2 protein-coding genes (1 of these 2 cut by a window edge) are annotated in these 23718 nt (G+C 47.4%); both read left to right on the top strand.

Annotated elements, in window-relative coordinates:
• On the top strand, window positions 1-2284 hold the 3' portion of the coding sequence (locus tag PMI05_RS02540; RefSeq protein WP_369751182.1) for an SDR family NAD(P)-dependent oxidoreductase. 9167 nt of this gene lie to the left of the window's left edge; 2284 of the gene's 11451 nt are visible here — the last part of the coding sequence; its start codon lies off the left edge, out of view; the stop codon is at window positions 2282-2284.
• On the top strand, window positions 2281-23718 hold the full coding sequence (locus PMI05_RS02535) for a non-ribosomal peptide synthetase (protein ID WP_039960092.1): 21438 nt from the start codon (window positions 2281-2283) through the stop codon (window positions 23716-23718). Before PMI05_RS02540 ends, PMI05_RS02535 begins: the two co-directional genes overlap by 4 nt.

Raw genomic sequence — 23718 nt, 5'->3', positions numbered from 1 at the left:
CTATCCACAGGCTTCCAATATACAAGAGTTCTGGAACAATTTGCGGGACGGCAAGGATTGCATTACAGAGATTCCGCAAGAGCGCTGGGATCACAGCTTGTATTTTGACGAGGATAAGAACAGACAAGGAAAAGCATACAGCAAATGGGGCGGATTCATAGACAGCGTCGATCAATTTGATCCGCTGTTCTTCCATATTTCTCCGCGGGAAGCGGAAATGATGGACCCCCAAGAGCGCCTTTTCCTGGAAACTGTGTGGAATCTGCTCGAAGAGGCAGGACACACGCGAGAGGTATTACAACGTCAATATGATAATAGAGTCGGCGTCTATGTAGGGGCGATGTATCAGCCGTATCACGCATTTGATACGGATATGGAAAAGGGCGCTATCATTTCCCTCTCTTCCTACCATTCGATTGCCAACAGAGTCTCTTACTTCTTTAATCTACAAGGTCCAAGCATGGCGATTGATACAGCGTGTTCTTCATCTGCTATTGCCATTTATCACGCCTGCGAAAGCTTGATGAAGGGAGAAAGCTCGCTTGCTATCGCTGGTGGCGTGAATGTTTCGATCCATCCTAAGAAATACCTAGGCTTAAGTCAGGCCCAAATGATTGGAAGCCACGCGGACAGTAGAAGCTTTGGAGATGGAGACGGATATTTACCAGCAGAAGGCGTAGGAGCTGTACTATTGAAGCCTTTAGCAAAAGCGATGGAAGATGGAGATTCCATCTTAGCCGTTATTAAATCAGCCGCGACCAATCATGGTGGACGTACCAATGGATTTTCCGTGCCTAATCCCCAAGCACAAGCGCAATTAATAGAAGAAAATTTTGCTAGAGCGGGCATTGATCCACGGACGATCAGTTATGTGGAAGCCGCCGCAAATGGCTCGCTGTTGGGAGATCCGATTGAGTTGAAGGCGTTAACGAATGCTTTTTCGAAGCAGACGGACGATGTTCAGTTTTGTGGAATTGGGTCGGTGAAATCGAATATCGGTCACGCCGAAGCAGCGTCTGGTATTTCCCAGCTGACAAAGGTGATCTTGCAACTACAGCACCAGGAGTTGGTTCCCTCTATAAAAGCGGAGCCGTTGAACCCGCATGTCCATTTTGCAGAAACGCCTTTTTATTTGCAAAAAGATCGACAAAAGTGGGATCGACCAGTGGTGAGAATCAATGGAGAAGAACGAGAGGTTCCACGCCGGGCGACGATCAGTTCGTTTGGAGCAGGTGGGTCAAATGCTCATTTGATCCTCGAAGAATATATTCCGCCGCAGACAGAGATGAAATCCATTTCTTCTGCCACTTCACCCCAGATCGTGGTTTTCTCGGCAAAAAATGCTGAGCGATTGCGTGCCGTTGCCCAGCAGATGCTTGTATTTGCCAAGCAGCAAGCGATTTCCTTGGCGGATTTTGCCTATACGCTTCAATTGAAACGAGAAGCCATGGAATGCAGATTGGCTATGGTGGTTCAAGATCGAGATGAACTGCTTCATGGATTACAGACATATTTGGAAGCGGTCGAACATGGCAGTGAGCCAACTGCATCGATTCCTATCTATACAGGAGATCTCGAAGAAGAGCATGCAGGAGTGAGAAATCTTCTTTCAGGCAAGGTAGGAGATACCGTATTGCAGGTTCTTTTAGCAGAAAACAGTCTGGAAAAGCTTGCCCTTCATTGGACGCAGGGAGGTAAAATTCCTTGGGAATCCTTGCATCCACAAGAGCGTCGCATGCTCTCTCTGCCTACCTATCCTTTTGCTAGAGAACGCTACTGGCTCACCACTTCCGAGGGTGAGGAGGAGCAGCTTGGAACTGAAACGATCCGTCAACCTATAGAAAAAGCGACGTTAGCGATTGATATCAACCCGGATAGCCCAACAGAGGAAAACATCCAGCGGGATATGGCACAATTTCTCTCACGGGAATTGCACCTTTCGGAAGGGCAAATCAAGCCAAACAAATATTTCTTGGACTATGGCATGGATTCGATCATGGTTACCAAGCTGATTCGTCATTTAGAGCAGCGCTGGAACATCAAGATCAGAGGGCGAGAAGTGCTGGAGAACCCGACGATGAAGTCCTTGGCCCATCTACTTGCGATAAAAATAAAAGAGTGGAGTCATAAAGAGATCGCTTCCACTACAGATTTCGAAACAATGTCTCAGGATAGCGGTGAACGGACGGAGAATCCCGCAGTCGATATGTTGCAAAAATTCAAAGAAGGCCTGCTAAGCTTAGAAGAGATCGAACAGTTAATCGACAAAGGAGGGATGATATGATGCGACGGGAAATTCTCATGGCTTACAAAGAAGGTAAGCTGTCTGCTGCGGAAGTCAAAGAGAAGCTTCTGGAGCTGGAAGACCCATCGTTTACAAGTCCTCTGTCCGTCGGGCAGCAAGGATTGTGGATGTTGCAAAAAATGTCTCCTACGATGAGTGCTTATAATGTTCCGTTATGCTTTTGCATCCGTCAGAAATGGGACGTAGCCTTATTTAAACAGGCTTGCCACCTTGTACGTAAACAGCATCCGATTTTACAGCGTTCGATTATAGAAAAGCATGGTGTTCCGTATCTGCTTCAACATCTGGAGCAATCACTTGCCATTGAGCAGGAGGACATCTCACACCTAACGTCCCAGGATGTATTGCCGTATCTCAGGCAAAAAGTAAAAGAACCCTTTTCATTGGAAAAGGGTTCTTTGCTTCGCATTCATCTATTGTCGTGTTCGGAAGAAGAGCATTTTGTCCTGATTACGATTCATCATATGATATTTGACGGGCATTCCTCCTTGCTATTACTACAAGCATTGGTCCATAACTATATCGAGCTGGTCGAAGGAAAGCAGCCAAAAGTAACACCGAATTCAACCGATTACGCTGACTTCGTAAAGTGGGAACAGGACATGATGGCAAGCACAGAAGGTGGGGAACATCGTTCTTACTGGCTGGAGCAATTGTCAGGGACGCTTCCACAACTGGAGCTTCCTGCTGATCGCCCGCGTTCTTCTGCACCAAGCTTTGAGGGACAAGTTTTTACGCACGTATTTTCACGGAATTTGAGTCAGCAGGTGAAGCAGCTCTCCAAGCATTACCGCATGAACCCATCTGTTCTCTTGTTAGGGATTTTTAAAGCCTTATTGTATCGCTATACAGGTCAAACCGATGTGATTGTCGGCATGCCGACGATGGGGCGTCCAGAAGAGAGATTCGATTCTCTGATCGGTTATTTTGTCAATATGATTCCCATTCGCAGTCAGGTAACAGGGGAAAAGTCTTTCTCCCAGTTCATTCGGGAATTGCAGCTTACGCTGATTGACGGGATAGATCACGCTGTATATCCTTTTCCAGCGATGGTTCGCGAGGCAAATATTCCTCGCCTTCATGGAAATTCACCTGTATTCGATATCATCTTTACGTACCAAAATTTTCTGCAATCGCAAAACCTGCAGCGATTTTATGATGAATGGCAAAACAAGCTTGCCATCGAATTGATTGAGGGTGTTTATCAAGAGGGTGAGTATGAATTTGAGTTAGAGGTTTTTGAGCAGGAAGCCGAGTTTGTATTGAATCTCAAATACAATCCACATGTATTTGAACAAGCGACGATACAGCGGATGGCAGAGCATTATCAGAATATCGCAAACGAAGTCATCAAAAATCCTGACCTCGCTTTGGATGAGATACCACTTATCTCTACTGAAGAACGAAACATGCTGCTTGTTGAGTGGAATGCGACTGATGCGGCATTTCCACAGGCTTTATGCATCCCTGACTTGTTCGAGAAGAGAGTCCAGCAAACGCCAGATGCAGTGGCTGTTGTTTATGATAAGCAGTCGTTAACCTTCCGCGAACTGGATGAACAGATTACCAAGCTGGCGATCTATTTGCAGGCCATGGGAGCAGGTCCTGAAGTTACGGTAGGGATTTGTGTCGAACGCTCCTTGGAAATGGTCATCGGCATTTTAGGCATTCTGAAAGCTGGCGCCGCTTATGTTCCATTGGACCCAACCTACTCTACAGAGCGGTTGGCATACATGGTGGAAGACAGCAAGAGCATTTTGGTGCTTACCCAAGCTCGCCTTTTGGACAAGGTATCTTCAGCCGCAGGAGAAAATACGAAATGCATCGTGTTAGACAGGGATTGGGAAGCGGTTGAGCAGACAGCCCAGCGCCAAAAAACGCTCAATCGGATAGTAAACTCAACCAATCTGGCTTATGTGATTTATACATCTGGAAGCACAGGGAAACCAAAAGGGGTCATGGTGAGTCATGAAAGTATCATCAACACCCTCTTTTTCCTTGAATCTCGTTATCCGGTTATGGAGAACGATGTTTATCTGTTGAAAACCAACTATGTGTTTGATGTGTCGTTGTCCGAGCTGTTTGGTTGGTTCATTGGTAAAGGACGTCTGGTCATTCTTCCGCCACATGGGGAGAAGTCTCCAGAAATGTTAGCGGAATCTATCGTGAAGCATCGCGTGACTCATGTCAATTTTGTTCCAGCGATGCTGAATGTCTTCGTAAACGGCGTTGTAGCGAATCAGCCATTCCTACAGCATTGTCCGCTAAAATATGTGATGGTTGCAGGTGAAGCCTTTCCAAAAGAGTTGGTGAAAAAGACGGTTGCCACTTTTCAAAAGGCGAAGATCGAAAATATTTACGGTCCAACAGAAGCCTCTATTTATGCAGCATGGTTCTCCTGCTCTGAAAATGAACTGGTCAGCAGCAATACACCGATTGGTAAACCTGTTTCAAATACACAACTCTACATCGTTGATCGCCATATGAATCCCGTGCCAGTTGGTGTTCCAGGAGAGCTTTGTATTGCAGGAAAGGGCTTGGCTCGCGGGTATTTGAATCGCCCAGAGCTCACCGCAGAGAAGTTTGTAGATAACCCGTTTACACCGGGAACCAAGCTGTATAAAACAGGTGATTTAACACGTTGGCTGTCTGATGGAACGATTGAGTATTTAGGCCGAATCGATCATCAAGTGAAAATTCGAGGCTTTCGGATGGAATTGGGTGAGATCGAGAGCCAACTAATGGCTCATCCACAGATCCAAAGCGTTGTCGTGTTGGTGAAAGAAGAGGGAGATCATAAACGGTTGGTTGCTTATTATGTTCCAAAAGCAGGTGCGAACCATGAACGGCTTGAGCCGTCAAAATTACGGGATTATTTGAGAAAGAATTTGCCAGAGTATATGCTCCCGGCATTTTTTGTTTCCATGGATAAAATCCCGTTAACCGCTAATGGAAAAGTGGATCGCACAGAGCTGCTGAATCAAAAGCTTGTGGTAACACAGGCAAAGAGGCAGAGCCTGCCGCAATCTGATATTGAGCAAAGAACTTTGAAAATTTGGCAGGATGTCCTGAATGTAGAGGGGATCAGTACAGAAGATGGCTTTTTCGATGTGGGCGGAGACTCGATTCTCGCTACCATGGTTGTAGCTAAAATGACGGAAGAGTTTCAGTGCAATCTAAATGTGACTACTCTATTTAAGTACGTCAATATTCGAGAGATTAGCGAATATATCGCAACAAGGAAAGAGAATGAATCGGATGAACAAGCGGATTTTATCAATCCGAGCCAAGCAACGGCGTATAGCGAAGGACAAGTGGGGGAGTCATATCCTGATTACTATGAGGATAGTATCGCGATTATTGGAATCTCCTGCCACTTCCCGGGAGCGAAAAATCATAGAGAGTTTTGGGAGAATCTACGAAACGGCGTAGAAAGTGTACGTTTCTTTTCTGATGAGGAAATAGATCAATTACACCTGCCTGATGAATACTTACAGAATCCAAACTTTATTCCGGTGCAGTCCACCATAGAAGGAAAGGATCACTTCGATCCAGGATTCTTTCACCTTTCAGCTAGAGACGCAGAATTTATGGACCCGCAGTTTCGACTGTTATTGTCCCATTCATGGAAAGCATTGGAGGATGCAGGGTATACACCGAAACAGGTTCCGCAGACGGGTGTATTTATGTCGGCGAGCAATAGTTATTATCAAGCACTCTTGCCGCATTTCACCAAGGAATCACCGAATGTCATGAAAGACCCCAATGAATATGTCTCGTGGGTTTTAGCACAAGGTGGAACTATTCCAACGATGATTTCTCATAAAATGGGGCTGAAGGGACCGAGCTTTGCCGTCCATTCCAATTGCTCTTCTTCGCTGGTTGGCTTGCATCTGGCTTATCGCAGCCTGCAATCGGGAGAATCGAAAGTGGCTTTAGTAGGGGGCGCAACGATTTTCCCTACGACTTATACAGGGTATGTCTATCAAGCTGGATTAAACTTTTCCAGTGATGGTCATTGTAAGACATTCGACGCGTCAGCAGACGGCATGGTCGGTGGAGAAGGAGTCGGCGTGGTTGTCCTCAAAAAAGCTTCCGATGCTATCAAGGACGGCGATCATATTTATGCCCTCATGAGGGGAATTCGCATCAACAACGATGGGGCAGATAAAGTCGGATTTTATGCGCCAAGTATAAAAGGTCAGGCTGAGGTGATTCAGCAAGTATTAGATGACACCAAGGTTCATCCTGAAACAATTAGCTATATCGAAGCGCATGGAACGGGCACTTATTTAGGAGATCCGATAGAATTTGCGGCGCTCAATGAAGTGTATACAAAATACACAACCAATAAACAGTACTGCGGACTTGGATCGGTGAAAACCAATATTGGACATCTCGACACAGCCGCAGGGTTAGCCGGTTGCATCAAAGTAGCACTAAGCTTATACCATAATGAAATTCCTCCATCACTAAACTATGAAAAGCCGAATCCGAATATCAATTTGGATCAATCACCATTTTATGTCGTTGATACGCTCAAAAAATGGGAGGATGCGCCTGTTCCCCACAGAGCGGCGTTAAGTTCATTTGGTCTTGGCGGGACGAATGCTCATGCCATTTTTGAACAATGGAAGGTCGGGGCAGAAGAAGCTAAGCGTGTCAGCGTGAGTGATGATAACAACCATCGCGTTTATTTCGTGCCGTTATCAGCCAAGAACGATGATCGTGTTCTAGCGTATGCCCAGCAACTCGTTGATTTCCTTAGAGATAATCAGGAACGAGTCCATATAGCAGATTTGGCCTATACTCTCCAAGTAGGAAGAGAAGCGATGGAGAGCAGGGCTATTTTTATTGTCAAAGGTACAGGGGAACTCATTCAAAAGCTGGATGACTTTTTGAGTGGTGCCGAACAAACAGCGGGTAGCTTTAAAGGGAGCGTAAGGCAAGCAAGCCACGAAGTTTCTCTATTGAAAAAGAATGGGTCTAATCGTGAGTTATTCACCAAGCTGTTTGCAGAAGGCAATGGAGAAAAAGCAGTCGAGTTGTGGAGCCAGGGTCTAGATATCGAGTGGGAAGTCCTGTACAGCGATGCAAAACCGCGTCGTATCAGCCTGCCTACCTATCCATTTGCTGAGGAGTCCTATGGGGTTCCTGAGAATGTGTACAAGGAGTCGGTAGCGGCTTCTGTACAGATTTCACCAATCTCTTCAGCAACTCCAACGCCAGAAACGCTTCTTCTCCAACCGTGCTGGAACGAACAGGAGATTAGCCAAAAAGCTGGTTCACCTGCTTTTGCAGAGCATCTCGTGATCCTTTGTGAATGGGCAGAGGAATTCCAAGAGCGTATCGAATCCGAAATGAACGGAGTGCGCTGCCTGGTTTTACAACCACAATCACAGCAGGAAAGTATCGCAGAACGGTTCCATGCCTACACCGTCCAGGTATTCACGGAAATCCAGCGAATCCTTGCCAATAAACCAAAGGGAAAAGTTCTGCTTCAACTTGTTGTCCCTGACAAAGAGGAACTGCAATGCTTCTCTGCTCTCGCTGGTTTGCTGAAAACGGCTCAATTGGAGAATCCCAAGCTGATTGGACAGCTCATTGAAGTGCATGCAGAGGACAATCCGGCGGGATTGGTCCATAAGCTGCAACAAAACAGCACCGATGAGAAAAGTAAGCACATTCGTTATCAGGATGGCAAACGATGGGTGAGCGGTTGGACAGAAATGAATTTTTCTGGGCAAGCGCAGCATGTATGGAAAGATGATGGGGTTTATCTAATTACGGGCGGTGCTGGCGGATTAGGCTTGATTTTTGCCAAGGAAATCGCTCTGAGAACGAAGGGAGCGACAGTGATTATCACGGGTCGTTCTTCCTTGGATGAAGAAAAGACAGCCAAATGCAAAGAATTGAAAGCACTAGGAGCCAATATTCAATATCGTCAAGCTGATATTACACAAAAGCAGGCGGTAGAAGACTTATTCCAAGCTATCAAGCAAGAGTTTGGGAGCCTCACAGGCATCATTCATGGTGCGGGTGTCATTCGTGACAGTTTTATCATTAGAAAAACAGCAGATGAACTGGAGCAAGTGCTTGCGCCAAAAGTTTCTGGACTGGTGCATCTCGATGAGGCAAGCAAGGATATGGCGCTTGACTTCTTTATTCTCTTCTCATCTGGCGTAGGATGCTTCGGGAATGCAGGGCAAGCCGATTATGCTGCTGCCAATGCCTTTATGGATCAATACGCCAAGTATCGCCGTGGTTTGGTGAAAGCAGGCGAACGCCAGGGCCAAACACTCTCCATCAATTGGCCGCTGTGGAAAGATGGCGGTATGCGTGTTAATGAAGCGACAGAGAAGATCATGGAGGCCAGAGGCATGGTAGCGATGCCGACTGCAAGTGGCATACAAGCGCTGTATCAAGGGGTGGCTTCCGGCTCTGTACAGATGCTGGTTATCGAAGGCAATCTGCCTACACTCAAGGAACACTTGCTAGGTACTCCTACCGTGTCGCAGCTCGATTCCACACCGATACAGGATGCGAAGCTATCGGTCGATGCAGGTGTGTTAAAAGAGAAAACGCTCTATCAACTAAAAGTGATGTTCGGACAAGAGACGAGGCTTGGAGCAGGTAAAATCTCTGTCGATGAACCGTTCGAAACGTACGGAATCGATTCGATTATGGTGATCCAGCTGAATAAAAAGCTAAGTGATGTCTTTAGCGAATTGTCCAAGACCATCCTGTATGAATACCAGACTCTTAACACCCTTGTAGATTATCTCGTCGCTGATTACATGCCAGAATGCATGAAGTGGACGGGGCTTCATCGTCAGGGTGCGGTCAATCGCAGATCATCAACACCACTGGCGCTTAACGAACGTGAAACAGCCAGCCATAAACCGACTCGCAGTGTAGCCGTGCAATCTGGAAATCAAATAGCGCGGGAGCCGATTGCCATTATCGGCATGAGCGGCCGTTATCCAAAAGCGCGATCGTTGAACGAGTACTGGGAGAATCTGAAGTCCGGAAAGGATTGCATTACAGAAATCCCGCAAGAACGCTGGTCATTAGATGGCTTTTTCGAACCTGATCCAGACAAAGCTGTGGCAGAAGGAAAAAGCTATGGCAAATGGGGCGGCTTTGTAGACGGATTCGCTGACTTTGATCCCCTCTTTTTCAATATGTCACCGTGGGAAGCGATGCATTTTGATCCACAGGAACGGTTGTTCATGGAGTCTTGCTGGGAAGTGTTGGAGGACGCAGGTTATACGAGACAACAGCTTGCAGAAAAGTACAATCGACGAGTCGGGGTTTTTGGAGGGATCACGAAAACCGGCTTCAGCCTGTATGGACCTGATTTATGGAAGCAGGGTGAATTAATTTACCCGCACACATCGTTTAGCTCACTGACGAATCGTGTTTCCTATTTCCTCAACCTCCAAGGTCCGAGTATGCCGATTGATACGATGTGCTCCGCTTCGCTCACAGCGATTCATGAAGCGTGCGAGCATCTGTATAACGGGGATTGTGAACTGGCGATTGCCGGCGGAGTCAACCTATACCTGCATCCATCCAGCTATGTCTTTTTGTCAGCACTGCATATGCTTTCTGTAGATGGACAATGCAAAAGCTTTGGGCAAGGAGGAAACGGTTTTGTACCGGGGGAAGGCGTAGGGACAGTGCTGCTCAAACCACTGTCAAAAGCAATTGCGGATGGCGACCATATCTATGGGTTGATTCGTGGAACCAGCGTGAATCACGGCGGAAAAACCAATGGCTATACCGTACCGAATCCAACCGCTCAAGGAGAGCTGATTCGCCAGGCACTGGATAAGGCAGGCGTCCATGCCAAAACCGTAAGCTATATAGAAGCGCACGGAACAGGCACGGAGCTCGGTGATCCGATTGAAATTACGGGTCTCATCCAGGCCTTCCGCAAGGATACGCAGGATACGGGATACTGTGCGATTGGTTCCGTTAAATCCAATATTGGTCACTTAGAAGCGGCGGCTGGAATAGCAGGAGTGGCAAAAATTTTGCTGCAAATGAAGCATCAACAGCTGGTCCCAAGTCTGCATGCACAAGAGTTGAATCCGAATATTCCTTTTTCGAAAACGCCTTTTGTCGTTCAGCAGGATTTGGCTGAATGGAAGCGACCGTTAATGGAAGTGAATGGGGAAAGGAGAGAATTTCCGAGAATTGCCGGGATTTCTTCTTTCGGTGCAGGAGGGGCTAATGCACACGTCGTGATTGAGGAATACATTCCAGAGGTCAAGGAACGCCCGTCGATCACGGTCAGTCCGCAAAATCCGGCGATCATCGTCCTGTCGGCAAAAAATAAGGAGCGTCTCATCGAACAAGTGCAAAGACTTTTAGCGTCGATTGAGGAGCAATCATTTACAGATGTAGATCTGGCAGAGATTGCGTATACGCTTCAAGTGGGACGCGAGGCAATGGAAGAACGTCTGGCCCTGCTGACGAGTTCGCTTACAGAATTGGTAGAGAAGTTGCGTAGCTTTCTTGCATGTGATGATAGCATCGCCGACCTCTATCGCGGTCAGGTAAAACGCGGCAGAGAAACAACAGACATCTTCGCAGCCGATGAGGAATTGCAAGAAGCGATTGAAAAATGGATACAGCGTAAAAAATTCTCTAAGCTTCTCGATTTCTGGGTGAAGGGCTTGAATTTTGACTGGAATAAGCTTTATGACGAAAACAAGCCTCGTCGGATCAGCTTGCCTGCGTATCCTTTTGCCAGAGAGCATTACTGGCTGCCAAAAGCGAAGACACAGCCGTCAACTAACACACAAGGTACGCTTGGTCTGACTGCTTCCCTTCATCCTTTGCTGCATCAAAATACTTCAGATCTCCATGAGCAAAGATTCAGCTCTACTTTTGATGGTCAGGAATTCTTTTTATCGGATCATGTTGTAAAAGGAAAGAGAATCCTGCCAGGGGTTGCTTATCTTGAGATGGCTCGAGCTGCTGCGGATCTAGCAGTGGGAGCGTTGGAAGACGAGCAATACGTGATGGAGCTGAAAAATGTTGTATGGGCGCAACCGATAGTGGTGGAAGACAAGCCTGTTCAGGTACACATCGGCATTTATCCTGAGGATAACGGCGACCTTCGCTATGAAATATACAGCGAACCGCAAGCAGAACAGGCTGAATCGGTAGTACACAGCCAAGGAAGCGTAGTGTTTGCGGAGCTCACTGCTGCACCCACGCATAATCTCGATGCGATCAAAGCCCAATGCAGCTATCGCACGCTTCATGCAAGTCAGTGCTATGAAGCCTTTCAAACAATGGGACTTGTCTATGGTCCAGCCCATCAAGGAATGGAGCAAGTGTACGTGGGAGAAGGACAAGTATTGGCCAAGTTAGCTATGCCTTCCAAGGTTGCCGAGACGCAAGGAGAATTCGTCTTGCATCCGAGCATGCTAGATTCGGCCTTACAATCTTCTATCGGATTACTGATTGGCGCAGGCGATACAGCGATTCAAAAACCAATCCTGCCTTTTGCACTGGAGAAGCTGAGCATTTTTAGCCAGACTTCCTCCCAGATGTGGGTATGGATTCGACAGGCTGACGGCAATAGAATGGGAGACAAGGTACAGAAAGTAGATATTGATTTGTGTGACGGCCAAGGAACGGTTTGTGTGCGTATGAAGGGCTTCTGCGCACGAGTGCTGGAAGGCGAAGTAGAGACGCTGGATTCCAAAGGGAAACTCGGAACACTGCTGGTTCATCCTGAGTGGATGGAACAAGCGGTTGTGAGCAATGCCGAGGCCCCTGACTATACACAGCGAGTCGTGGTGATGATTGAACCGGATCGCGTTGCTTGGAACAATCTCCAAGCCTATTTAAATGGAGTCCATTGCATTCCTTTGCGAACCGCACAAGAAGGCATTGCCGAGCGTTTCGTTGATTATACGACGCAGTTATTTGAGGAAATTCAAGAGATTTTCAAGCAAAAAGTACGCGGCAAGGTATTGGTTCAGATTGTCGTTCCCTTGCAAGCAGAACAGCCGTTTTTCACCGCTTTCTCTGGATTGCTGAAAACGGCGAAATTGGAGAATCCCAACCTGATTGGACAGGTAATAGAGATAGAATCAGGCGACGACGAATTCGAGATTGCTGAAAAAATTAATGAGAATGTACGCTGCCCATTGGACGTTCAGATTCGATATCAATCTGGAAAGAGAGTTGTGGCTGAGTGGGTAGAACTGGATACTCCACAAGAAGCGAGCATTCCGTGGAAAGACGGTGGGGTTTATCTCATCACTGGCGGGGCTGGCGGACTGGGTTATATTTTTGCCAACGAAATTGTACAAAAGGTTCAACATGCGAACCTGATTCTGACAGGACGTTCCCCATTGGATCAAGAGAAACAAGGTAAACTCCGGCAATTGAAAGAATCGGGAGCAAGAGTTGAATACCGCCAAGTTGATGTGACGCAGAAACAAGAAATGGCAGATTTGATTCGCACGATTCAACAGGACTATGGACGTCTTCATGGCATTATTCATAGTGCTGGCGTACTTCGTGACAGTTATATCCTCAAGAAAAACAGGGAGGAAGTCCAAGCGGTTCAGGGTCCGAAGGTTACGGGTCTCATCAATCTGGATGAAGCCAGCAAAGATGTAGAACTGGATTTCCTGGTGCTGTTTTCCTCGGTGGCAGGCAGCTTGGGGAATATCGGACAAGCTGACTATGCTTGTGCCAACGCCTTTATGGACAGATTCGCCCACTATCGCAATGGACTGGTTGCATTAAAGCAACGACACGGACAGACATTGTCCATGAATTGGCCGTTGTGGAAAGAGGGCGGAATGCAGGCTGACGCAGAGGCTGGTGACATGTTGAAGCATAGCATGGGAGTAGTCGCTATGCAGACTTCAACGGGTATTACAGCTATGTACCAAGGCTTAGCCTCCGGAAAAGCTCAGGTTATGGTGATGGAAGGCGATCTGGCTAAGCTCAAGCAAACACTGTTTTTGCAAACACCAGCCAACAGTTCTCAATCCAAGCATGTTCCTGTCCGATCGGAAGCTTCGGTAACGGTGGATGCCAGCAACTTGTTGCAAAAAGTGGAGCTTGCTTTGATGCAGACCGTGTCAGAGCTGCTTCAGGTTCCTACCACGGATATTGATGTCAAAGTAGAGCTGTCTGAACTCGGATTCAATCAGGTTCTCCTGACTGAATTCACGAACAAGCTTAGTCAGCAATATCACATTGGGCTGACTCCGACTGTATTCGTGGAGTGTCCGACGCTTCAGCAGCTTGCGTCCTATTTACTTGAGGAATTTGAAGACATGCTGGTCAAACAAATGCAGCCAGTGGTATCGATCACACCAACCAAGGTAGAGCAAAATGAAAAACAAGCGACCATCTCTCTGGAACAAAATGTCCTCCACGAGAAAGCGACTCATTTTGTTAAAAAGGAATTTGCCGAGGTTCTGCAACTGCCCGTAAATCGAATCGAAGAAGATGCCTCGATGGAGACATACGGAATTGATTCAATTCTATCCATGAAATTAACCAACCAATTAGAGAAAAGCTTTGGCTCACTGCCGAAAACGTTATTTTTTGAGTATCAAACGATTCAAGAATTGATTGGATATTTCTTGGACTCCTATCGAGACAAATTCATTGAAATCTTGGGTCTGAAGGAACAGCAGGAAACAGTTGTTATCCAAGAAACAGTATCCGTTACAAAAGAAGAAAACACGTCGAAAAGGCAAAGGAACAGCCATCGCGGAAGAAGTCGCAAAGGCTCGCGCTTCATTTCGACACAGAAGGAAACCCAACCAGCCAAAGGAGCTTTGGATATTGCGATCATTGGGGTTTCTGGACGTTATCCGAAAGCGCAGAATACGCAAGAGTTCTGGAACAATCTGCGCGAGGGCAAGGATTGCATTACGGAGATCCCCAAAGAGCGCTGGAACCACAGTCTATATTTTGATGAGGATAAGAACAAACGGGGGAAAACCTATAGCAAATGGGGCGGATTCATAGACGGTGTTGATCAATTCGATCCGCTGTTCTTCAACATTTCGCCTCTGGAAGCAGAAATCATGGACCCGCAGGAACGTTTATTCCTGGAGTGTGTGTATGAAACCTTAGAGGATGCAGGCTATACCCGTGAATCTCTCGGATCGTCCCAAGGCTTCGGGATTGGCGGTAATGTCGGTGTTTATGTGGGCATCATGTATGAAGAGTATCAACTGTATGGCGCACAAGAAACCATGATGGGCAGACCAATGGCCCTTGGCGGAAGCTTCTCATCTGTAGCGAACCGTGTTTCTTATTTCTTTGATTTCCATGGTCCTAGCGTAGCGGTTGATACCATGTGTTCCTCCTCGCTAACGGGCATCCATTTTGCCTGCCAAAGCTTGCTGCGCGGTGAATGCGAGGTTGCGATTGCGGGTGGTGTCAATGTTTCCATTCATCCGAATAAATATTTGATGCTCGGACAGGGAAAATTTGCTTCCAGCAAGGGACGATGCGAAAGCTTTGGGCTTGGCGGCGACGGCTATGTGCCTGGAGAGGGTGTCGGAGCGGTGCTGCTAAAACCTCTGACGAAAGCAATCGCAGATGGAGATCAAATTTACGGTGTGATTAAAGGAAGTGCCATTAACCATGGCGGCAAAACAAATGGCTATACCGTACCTAACCCGAATGCACAAGCGAGCGTAATCGGGCGTGCCTTGAAGGAGGCTGGAATTGATCCACGGACGATTAGTTATTTGGAAGCGCACGGTACAGGTACTTCTTTAGGAGATCCCATCGAGATCGCAGGATTGACTAAAGCCTTCCAAGCGTACACAACAGACAAGCAGTTCTGCTCAATCGGATCAGCGAAGTCCAATATCGGGCATTGTGAGAGTGCAGCGGGAATTGCCGGAATTACGAAAATCCTGTTACAGCTCAAACACGGACAACTAGCGCCATCCTTGCATGCGGAGGTGCTAAACCCGAATATTGATTTCAGCACGACTCCGTTTGTCGTACAGCAAGAGCTGACGGAGTGGAAACGTCCTGTCATTGACGGTCAGGAATTTCCAAGACGCTCCGGTGTGAGCAGTTTTGGTGCGGGTGGCTCGAATGCTCATATCGTTTTGGAAGAGTACATTCCGGACGATGAGAAACGTCCAGTTATCCAAGTAAGTCACACGAATCTAGCGATCATTCTCCTTTCAGCGAAGAATGAAAGCCAGCTCCACGAACAGGCACATCGTTTGTTAGCTGCGATCAAGGATCAGTCCATTTCTGACATGGACTTAGCAGCTATTGCTTACACGCTTCAAATTGGGCGAGAAGCCATGGAAGAGCGTCTGGCTGTGATGACCAGCTCCATTCAAGACCTTCAGGAAAAGCTGATGCAATTTGTAGATGGACAGGAAGGCGTCAGTGACGTATTCCGAGGACAGGTGAAAGGCAACAAAAAGACGATTGCGGTGTTTGAAGCGGATGAAGATTTGAAACAGGCAATCGATGCGTGGATAAGCAAAAGAAAATACGCCAAGTTGCTTGATCTGTGGGTAAGTGGAGGCGTGGTTGATTGGCAAAAGCTCTACGGGGTGAAGAAACCTCGTCGTATTAGCTTGCCTACGTATCCGTTTGCAAGGGAACGTTATTGGATTCCTCAGATGGAGACGCAATTCGCGAGAGAAGTTGCAGCCGCATCAGAAGGGACGCTCTTCCTTCACCCATTGCTCCAGAAAAACACGTCTGAATTGTTGGAACAGCGGTATAGTTCCACCTTCCGTGGACAGGAGTTTTTCTTGGCAGATCATGTTGTGAATGGACAGCAGCTCTTACCGGGTGTTGCCTATCTCGAAATGGCACGCGAAGCAATCGAGCAGTCAGCGGGAGCCTTGAAAGAAGGACAGAATGGCATAACGCTCAAAAATATTGTGTGGGCCAAGCCAATTACTGTCGATGATCAGCCTGTCGATGTTCACATTGGTCTTCAACTGGAAGACAGTGGAGAGATTGGCTATCGAATCTACAGTCAGCATACCGGAAATGAAGCAGAAGAGATTGTGCACAGTCAGGGAAGTGCCGTATTCCATACGCTTGCCGAGACGCCTATGCTTGATCTCGCTATGTTACAAGCCGCGTGTAGCCATAGTATCTTGAGTGGCAGCCAATGCTATGACGGTTATAAAGCAATGGGAATCCATTATGGTCCAGCGCTGCAAGGAATGGAGCAAGTGCATAAGGGCACGGAGCAGGTGTTGGCAAAGCTGTCCTTACCTTTCGCTGTTTTGGGGACAGAAGAACAGTTTGTGCTGCACCCAAGTATGATGGATTCTGCTTTACAGGCGGCGATTGGTTTATTTATGGGGGCAAATGACAGAAGCGTCACTCACCAGCTTGATTCGCTCAAGCCAATCTTGCCTTTTGCGCTGGATGAACTGGAAATCTTCAGTTCGTGCATGTCGCAGATGTGGGCGTATATTCGCTACAGTGATGGCAGCAACGCTTCTGATCATGTGCAAAAGCTGGATATTGACTTATGTGACGAGCAAGGAAATGTTTGTGTCAGAATGAAGCGATTTTCGTCTCGTAAGCTGGATGGCAAAGTGGAAGACTTAGAAGCTACAGGGGCACAAGAGATGTTAATGGTTCATCCTTGCTGGGAGGAACAAGCAGGTGTTCAGGAAACGGTGCCTCCTACCTATGCACAGCATATCGTGATGATTGCCGAAGGTTTTGAATCGTCGCTTGCAAGTCTATCAGCACAGATGAATGAAGTGCGCTTGATTCCTTTGCAATCCCACCAGGATGGCATTGCGGACAGGTTCGAGGCCTATGCTTCCCAAGTATTTTTGGAAATCCAAAGCATCTTTCAACAAAAGATACTTGGCAAGGTGTTATTGCAGGTCGTCGTTCCCGACAAAGCGGAGCAATCATACGTAAGCGGACTTTCTGGCTTGCTGAAAACAGCTCAGCAGGAGAATCCAAATGTAATCGGCCAATTCATTGAATTAAACCCAGGTGAACATGCGGCTGAAATCGTTAACAAGCTGCAAGAGAATGCCTGCCATCCTATGGACGACCGAATTCGCTATCAAGCGGGTAAACGTTATGTACTGGGCTGGTGCGAAACCAAGCCATTACATGATGAGGTCACCATTCCGTGGAGAGATCAAGGAACCTATCTGATTACGGGTGGAGCAGGCGGCTTAGGATTGATTTTCGCAGGGGAAATCGCGAGTCAAGCGAAACAAGCAACCTTAATTCTTACAGGTCGTTCTCCTATTCGTGAAGATAAACAAGCGATGCTTCATGATTTGCAAAGGTCAGGGGCAAGCGTTGTCTATCGTCAAGTTGATGTGACGGACAAGCAGGAAGTAAACCAGCTCATCCAAAGTATTCAACAGGAATTCGGAGGTCTTCACGGCATCATCCATAGCGCGGGTGTCGTTCAAGATAACTTCATCCTCAAGAAAACGACAGAGGAATGGAACCAAGTGATAGCGCCAAAAGTTGCCGGTCTTACGAATTTGGATGAGGCAAGTAAAGATCAGCCTCTCGATTTCTTCGTCCTCTTTTCTTCGATAGCAGGAAGTATTGGAAATAGTGGTCAGGCAGACTATGCTTGCGCGAATGCCTTTATGGACGGCTATGCGAAATACCGGAATGAACGGGTGCAGGCAAAGCAACGTCAAGGTCAAACAGTCTCCATCAACTGGCCGCTCTGGAAAGAGGGCGGAATGCAAGTAGATGAAGCGGTTGAGGAGATGGTGAAACAAAGGGTAGGAATGATCGCTTTGCAGACCGCGACGGGTATTCGTGCTTTTTATGAAGCCGTAGCTTCTCGAAAAGATCAGGTGATGGTAATGGAAGGAGATTTACAACGCCTCCACGCAGCAGTGGTGGGAAGACCAAAGACAATAGAACAAGAAGTCAAAGCTTCTCCCGTCATACAACCATCAAGTCATCATTTGCCAAAGGAAAAAGCGATCTATTATTTCAAAAAGCTGGTCTCTTCCGTGATCAAGCTGCCAATAGACCGCATCGAAGCAGATGCCTTGTTGGAAAAGTACGGAATTGACTCGATTATGGTCATGCAATTAACAAATGAATTAGAAAAAACGTTTGGTTCGTTGTCGAAAACCTTATTTTTCGAATTTCAGACTATCGAAGAAATTGCGAAATACTTCCTGGCATCACACCGGGAGCAAATGATGAGCATCCTTGGTATGGAAGAGAAAGAAGCACCAACGGCATCCCCTGTTAAAAAGTCGAGCGTTGCACCGATCATCAACAACCGCAGGAGCAGAGGCAACGCGTTGAAGGAAACGACGAGAGAAACCAAACCAGCAAACGATGCCTTCGATATTGCAATCATTGGAGTCTCCGGTCGTTATCCGAAAGCGAGAAACATGAATGAGTTCTGGCGTAACCTGCGTGATGGCAAAGATTGTGTCACTGAAATTCCCGAGGAGCGTTGGGATCACAGTCTGTTTTTTGATGCAGATAAGAAAAAGCAAGGAAAAACCTACAGCAAGTGGGGAGGCTTCCTGGGCGGTGTAGATCAATTTGACCCGTTATTTTTCAATATCACACCAAGAGAGGCTGAAATCATGGACCCGCAAGAGCGTTTGTTCTTGGAATGCGTCTATGAAACGTTAGAGGATGCCGGGTATACTCGTGAAGCGCTCGGCTCGACATCTGGCATGGGTCTAGGCGGTAATGTCGGGGTTTATGTCGGAGTCATGTACGAAGAATACCAGCTCTATGGAGCCCAGGAAACGATGCTCGGCAGACCGATGGCGCTGGCAGGAAGTCCAGCCTCCATTGCGAATCGGGTTTCTTATTTCTGCAACTTCCATGGACCGAGCATGGCGGTCGATACGATGTGTTCCTCTTCCCTGACAACTATTCATTTGGCTTGCCAAAGTCTACAGCAAGGCGAATGTGAGGCTGCTATTGCAGGTGGAGTCAATGTATCGATTCACCCTAATAAATACTTGATGCTTGGACAGGGCAAATTCGCATCCAGCAAGGGACGATGCGAAAGCTTTGGAATCGGCGGTGACGGGTATGTACCTGGCGAGGGAGTGGGAGCAGTCCTGCTCAAGCCTCTGGCGAAAGCGATTGCCGATGGAGATCAAATTTATGGTGTGATAAAAGGAACAGCGGTTAACCATGGAGGAAAAACGAATGGATACAATGTACCTAGCCCGAATGCCCAAGCTCGGGTTATTGGACGTGCTTTCCAAAAAGCCGGAATCGATCCGCGGACGATTAGCTATCTGGAAGCACACGGTACGGGGACCTCTTTAGGTGATCCGATTGAAATGACGGGATTAACGAAGGCTTTCCAAGCGTATACAAATGACAAACAGTTTTGTGCCATTGGATCGGCGAAGTCCAACATCGGGCATTGTGAGAGTGCAGCAGGCATTGCTGGGGTGACGAAGGTCTTATTGCAGCTCAAGCATGGACAATTAGCACCATCCCTGCATGCTGAAGTGCTCAATCCGAATATTGATTTCAGCATGACGCCGTTTGTTGTTCAGCAAGAGCTGGCGGAGTGGAAACGACCTGTCATTGACGGACGGGAAGCTCCACGACGTGCCGGTGTGAGCAGTTTTGGTGCGGGCGGATCGAATGCTCATGTGGTGATTGAAGAATATATTCCCAAAATGCAAGAGCAGCCTACGGTAATGGCAAGTCCGCAAAATCCTGCTTTGATACTCTTATCAGCCAAGAATGAAGAACAGCTACATCAACGGGTACAACGACTGCTTGGAGCCATTGCGGAACAGGGATTGAACGATGCGGATTTAGCTGAAATGGCGTATACCCTTCAAGTGGGACGAGAAGCGATGGAAGAACGTTTGGCTGTGATCGCGGGCTCGATGATTGAACTTGAAGAGAAATTGAAGCAATTCATAGGCAGACAGAAGGACATTGAAGACCTATACCACGGACAGGTAAAACGTCATAAAGAGACCTTGGCAATCTTTGCAGCAGATGATGATATGCCGCAAATGATTGATTCCTGGATGAACAAAGGCAAATACGGAAAATTGCTGGACGTTTGGGTCAAAGGGCTGAACATTGATTGGAGCAGCTTGTATGGGGAGAGGATGCCTCACCGGATTAGTCTTCCAACCTATCCATTTAGCAGAGAAGCTTATTGGGTGCCTGGTGGATATACGTCATTTACAGGTGCAGCATCCCTAGCCACGTATGAGCAGCATCCGGTTCAGCCAGACATGCGTTTTGTGAAAAAGCAATGGAAGGCTTCCCCAGCGATGCCAACCAAGGAAGCTCATCGAACGATTGGTATTTTCACAACGGATGAAACGAAGTATTTGGCGATTCAACTGTCCAACCATTTAGCTAAGAGTGAAATCCTAGAGCTGAACGAGCTCGAATCACGATTCCATCAGGATGAGATGGCGTGGAAAAACTATGATGGCATCGTAGATTTGGTCGGTTGTGGACATCAGCAAACCGATTCGCTGGTTTGGATTCCATGGCTGCAACAGCTCATTGAGAATGGTCATAAGGAAGGCTTGAAGCTATTGGGTGTGACAAAAGGCTTGGAGTCTTACCAGAATGACTCTATCAATCTGTCGGGTGCCTCACGCGTTGGTTTGTACCGCATGCTGCAAAGTGAATATAAGCATCTGCAATCACGCCATGTGGATCTAGATCCATTGGCTGATGGAGAAGAACTTGCGCAACAGATTGCAGCAGAGTTCCTCATTGATGATCAGGAAACAGAGGTTTGCTATCGATCGGGTGAGCGTTATAGCGCTTATCTTCAGGAAGAGATGGTAGCGGAGAGTCAGGAGCCAGCGCTTGTTTTCCCTGAGAACCATGTTCTATTGATCACTGGCGGTACACGGGGGCTTGGTTATTTATGCGCCAAGCATTTTGTAGAGCGTTATGGTGTCAAAAAACTGGTGCTCACAGGGCGAGAAAGTCTGCCGCCGCGCGAGCAATGGGGAGTTTATCAGCAGCAAAGCACTTCCGTAGCAAAGAAAATTCAGGCGGTACAAGCTTTGGAAGCGCAAGGCGTACAGGTTCAAGTCTTATCTGTATCCTTAACCGATGAAGAGGCTTGGCAACAGCATTTGCACGAGTTGAAACATACGATGGGGCCGATTGGCGGGGTGATTCATTGCGCTGGTTTTAGCGATGATCAAAATCCTGCGTTTATTCGGAAATCGACGGATGGAATTCAGCAGGTATTACAACCGAAAGTGGCTGGGCTGCATACGCTATATCAAATCTGCAAGGACGAGCCTTTACAGTTCTTCGTTCTCTTTTCATCTGTTTCGGCAATCATTCCATCCTTGGCTTCGGGCCAGAGTGATTATGCGTTAGCCAATGCCTATATGGATTATTTTGCTTCCGCACATGCTGATTCTTGCCCGATCATGAGCATTCAGTGGCCGAGTTGGAAGGAGACCGGAATCGGTGCAGTTACGACCAAAGCCTATGAACAATCAGGACTGGTACACATCACTGACGAGCAAGGACTGCGATTACTGGATCATATTCTTTTGAAAAAGATGGGTCCCGTTGTTTTCCCGGCAGCAATCAACCAAGAACTGTGGGAACCCCATCAATTGATGCGACACAAAAAGCAAGAAGTTTCTGCTGCGAACCTGTCGTCTCATCGTCCAACAGCAGACAAGCCGAAGCAAAGCGTAGTGGATCTTGTGAAGACAGCACAAACGAGACTGATTGAGCTGTTTGCGAAGGAGTTGAAAATAGATCCTGCCAGATTGGAGAGTGACAAAGAGTTTCCAGACTATGGGATCGATTCGGTGTTACTGGCTCAAGTCATGAATGAGATCAGTAAATGGTTGGGCAAGGACTTGGACCCGACGATTTTATATGAATATCCCACCATCGAAACGCTTGCAGAATGGCTGACCAGCAATCACGGCGATTCCATCGCTGACGATCTGACGCTGACTTCTCCTGAAATGAATGACGATCCGAAGAGTCAGCCCATCCGTAGTGAGACTGTGAAAAGTCAGATGGTGAGTAATCAGGCTACTCCATATAGGGAGGCAAATCCATCTGACATTGCAGTAGTGGGGCTCTCTTGCCGTTTTCCGGGTGCTCGTAACGTGGAAGAATATTGGAAGTTGTTAGCGGAGGGCCGTTCAGCTATTGGTGCTGTACCCAGGGAACGCTGGGGGTATGAAAATTCCTATCATGCAGGACTTCTGGACAACATTACTGCTTTTGATCCTTCTTACTTCCTGATAGCAAAAGAAGATGCGAAGGCCATGGACCCGCAAGCCTTATTGGTATTGGAGGAAAGTCTTCATCTATGGCATGAGGCTGGATATACAGCGAAGGACATCAAGGGAAAATCGGTAGGCGTCTACATCGGGGCAAGAAGTAATCACCGCCCAAGTGAAGATCGTCTTCATCAAACACAAAACCCGATTATGACCGTGGGACAAAACTATTTGGCTACAAATATTTCCCAGTACTTCGATCTTAGAGGTCCCAGCATGGTCATCGATACCGCGTGCTCTTCGGCGCTGATCGGGATGAATATGGCGATTCATTCCCTGCGTAGTGGAGAGATTGAGGCTGCTATCATCGGAGGGGTTAACGTATTAAGTGGTGATGAAGCGCATCGGATGTTCCACCAAAGAGGAATTTTAAGCGAAGAGCCAGCCTTCCATATTTTTGACAGGCGTGCGGGCGGCCTCGTATTGGGAGAAGGCGTAGGAATGGTTTTATTGAAGACCGTGGGGCAAGCACTGGCAGATGGTGATGAAATACATGCCGTCATCAAGGGCGTAGCGGTCAACAATGATGGACGAACGGCAGGTCCTGCCACCCCGAATTTGCAGGCCCAAAAAGAGGTTATGCAGTCGGCACTCGCTAAAGCTGGCGTGAAGCCGGAACAAATCAGCTATATAGAAGCGAATGGCTCGGGTTCAGAGGTTACAGATTTACTTGAGCTCAAAGCCATTCAGTCTGTCTATCGCTCATCACATACGGCCGCTTGCGGATTAGGATCGATCAAGCCAAACATCGGTCATCCATTATGTGCAGAAGGGATTGCCAGTTTGATAAAAGTCGTGCTGATGCTCAAAAACCAACAATTGGTCCCGTTCCTGTCAGGGCAAGAGCCGATGACCCATTTCCATATGGAGTCAACGCCTTTTTATTTTGAGCGACAGCTTTCTGAATGGAACGATTCGCCCAGAATAGCAGCGATTAATTGTTTTGCAGATGGGGGAACCAACGCCAACGTCGTTTTACAATCCTGGGAGGAGGCAGTCTCACGTCCGAACAAACGACATTCGATTGCACCTCCGACGTTAAACCGATTTGACGTCTACGGTGAAGAGAAACCCAACCATACGACCAGTATTTGGAAGCGACAAATAGTGGAGGGATAA

The sequence above is a fragment of the Brevibacillus sp. BC25 genome, from assembly GCF_000282075.1.
GTDB lineage: Bacteria > Bacillota > Bacilli > Brevibacillales > Brevibacillaceae > Brevibacillus.
This window is presented reverse-complemented; position numbering and strand designations above follow the sequence as displayed.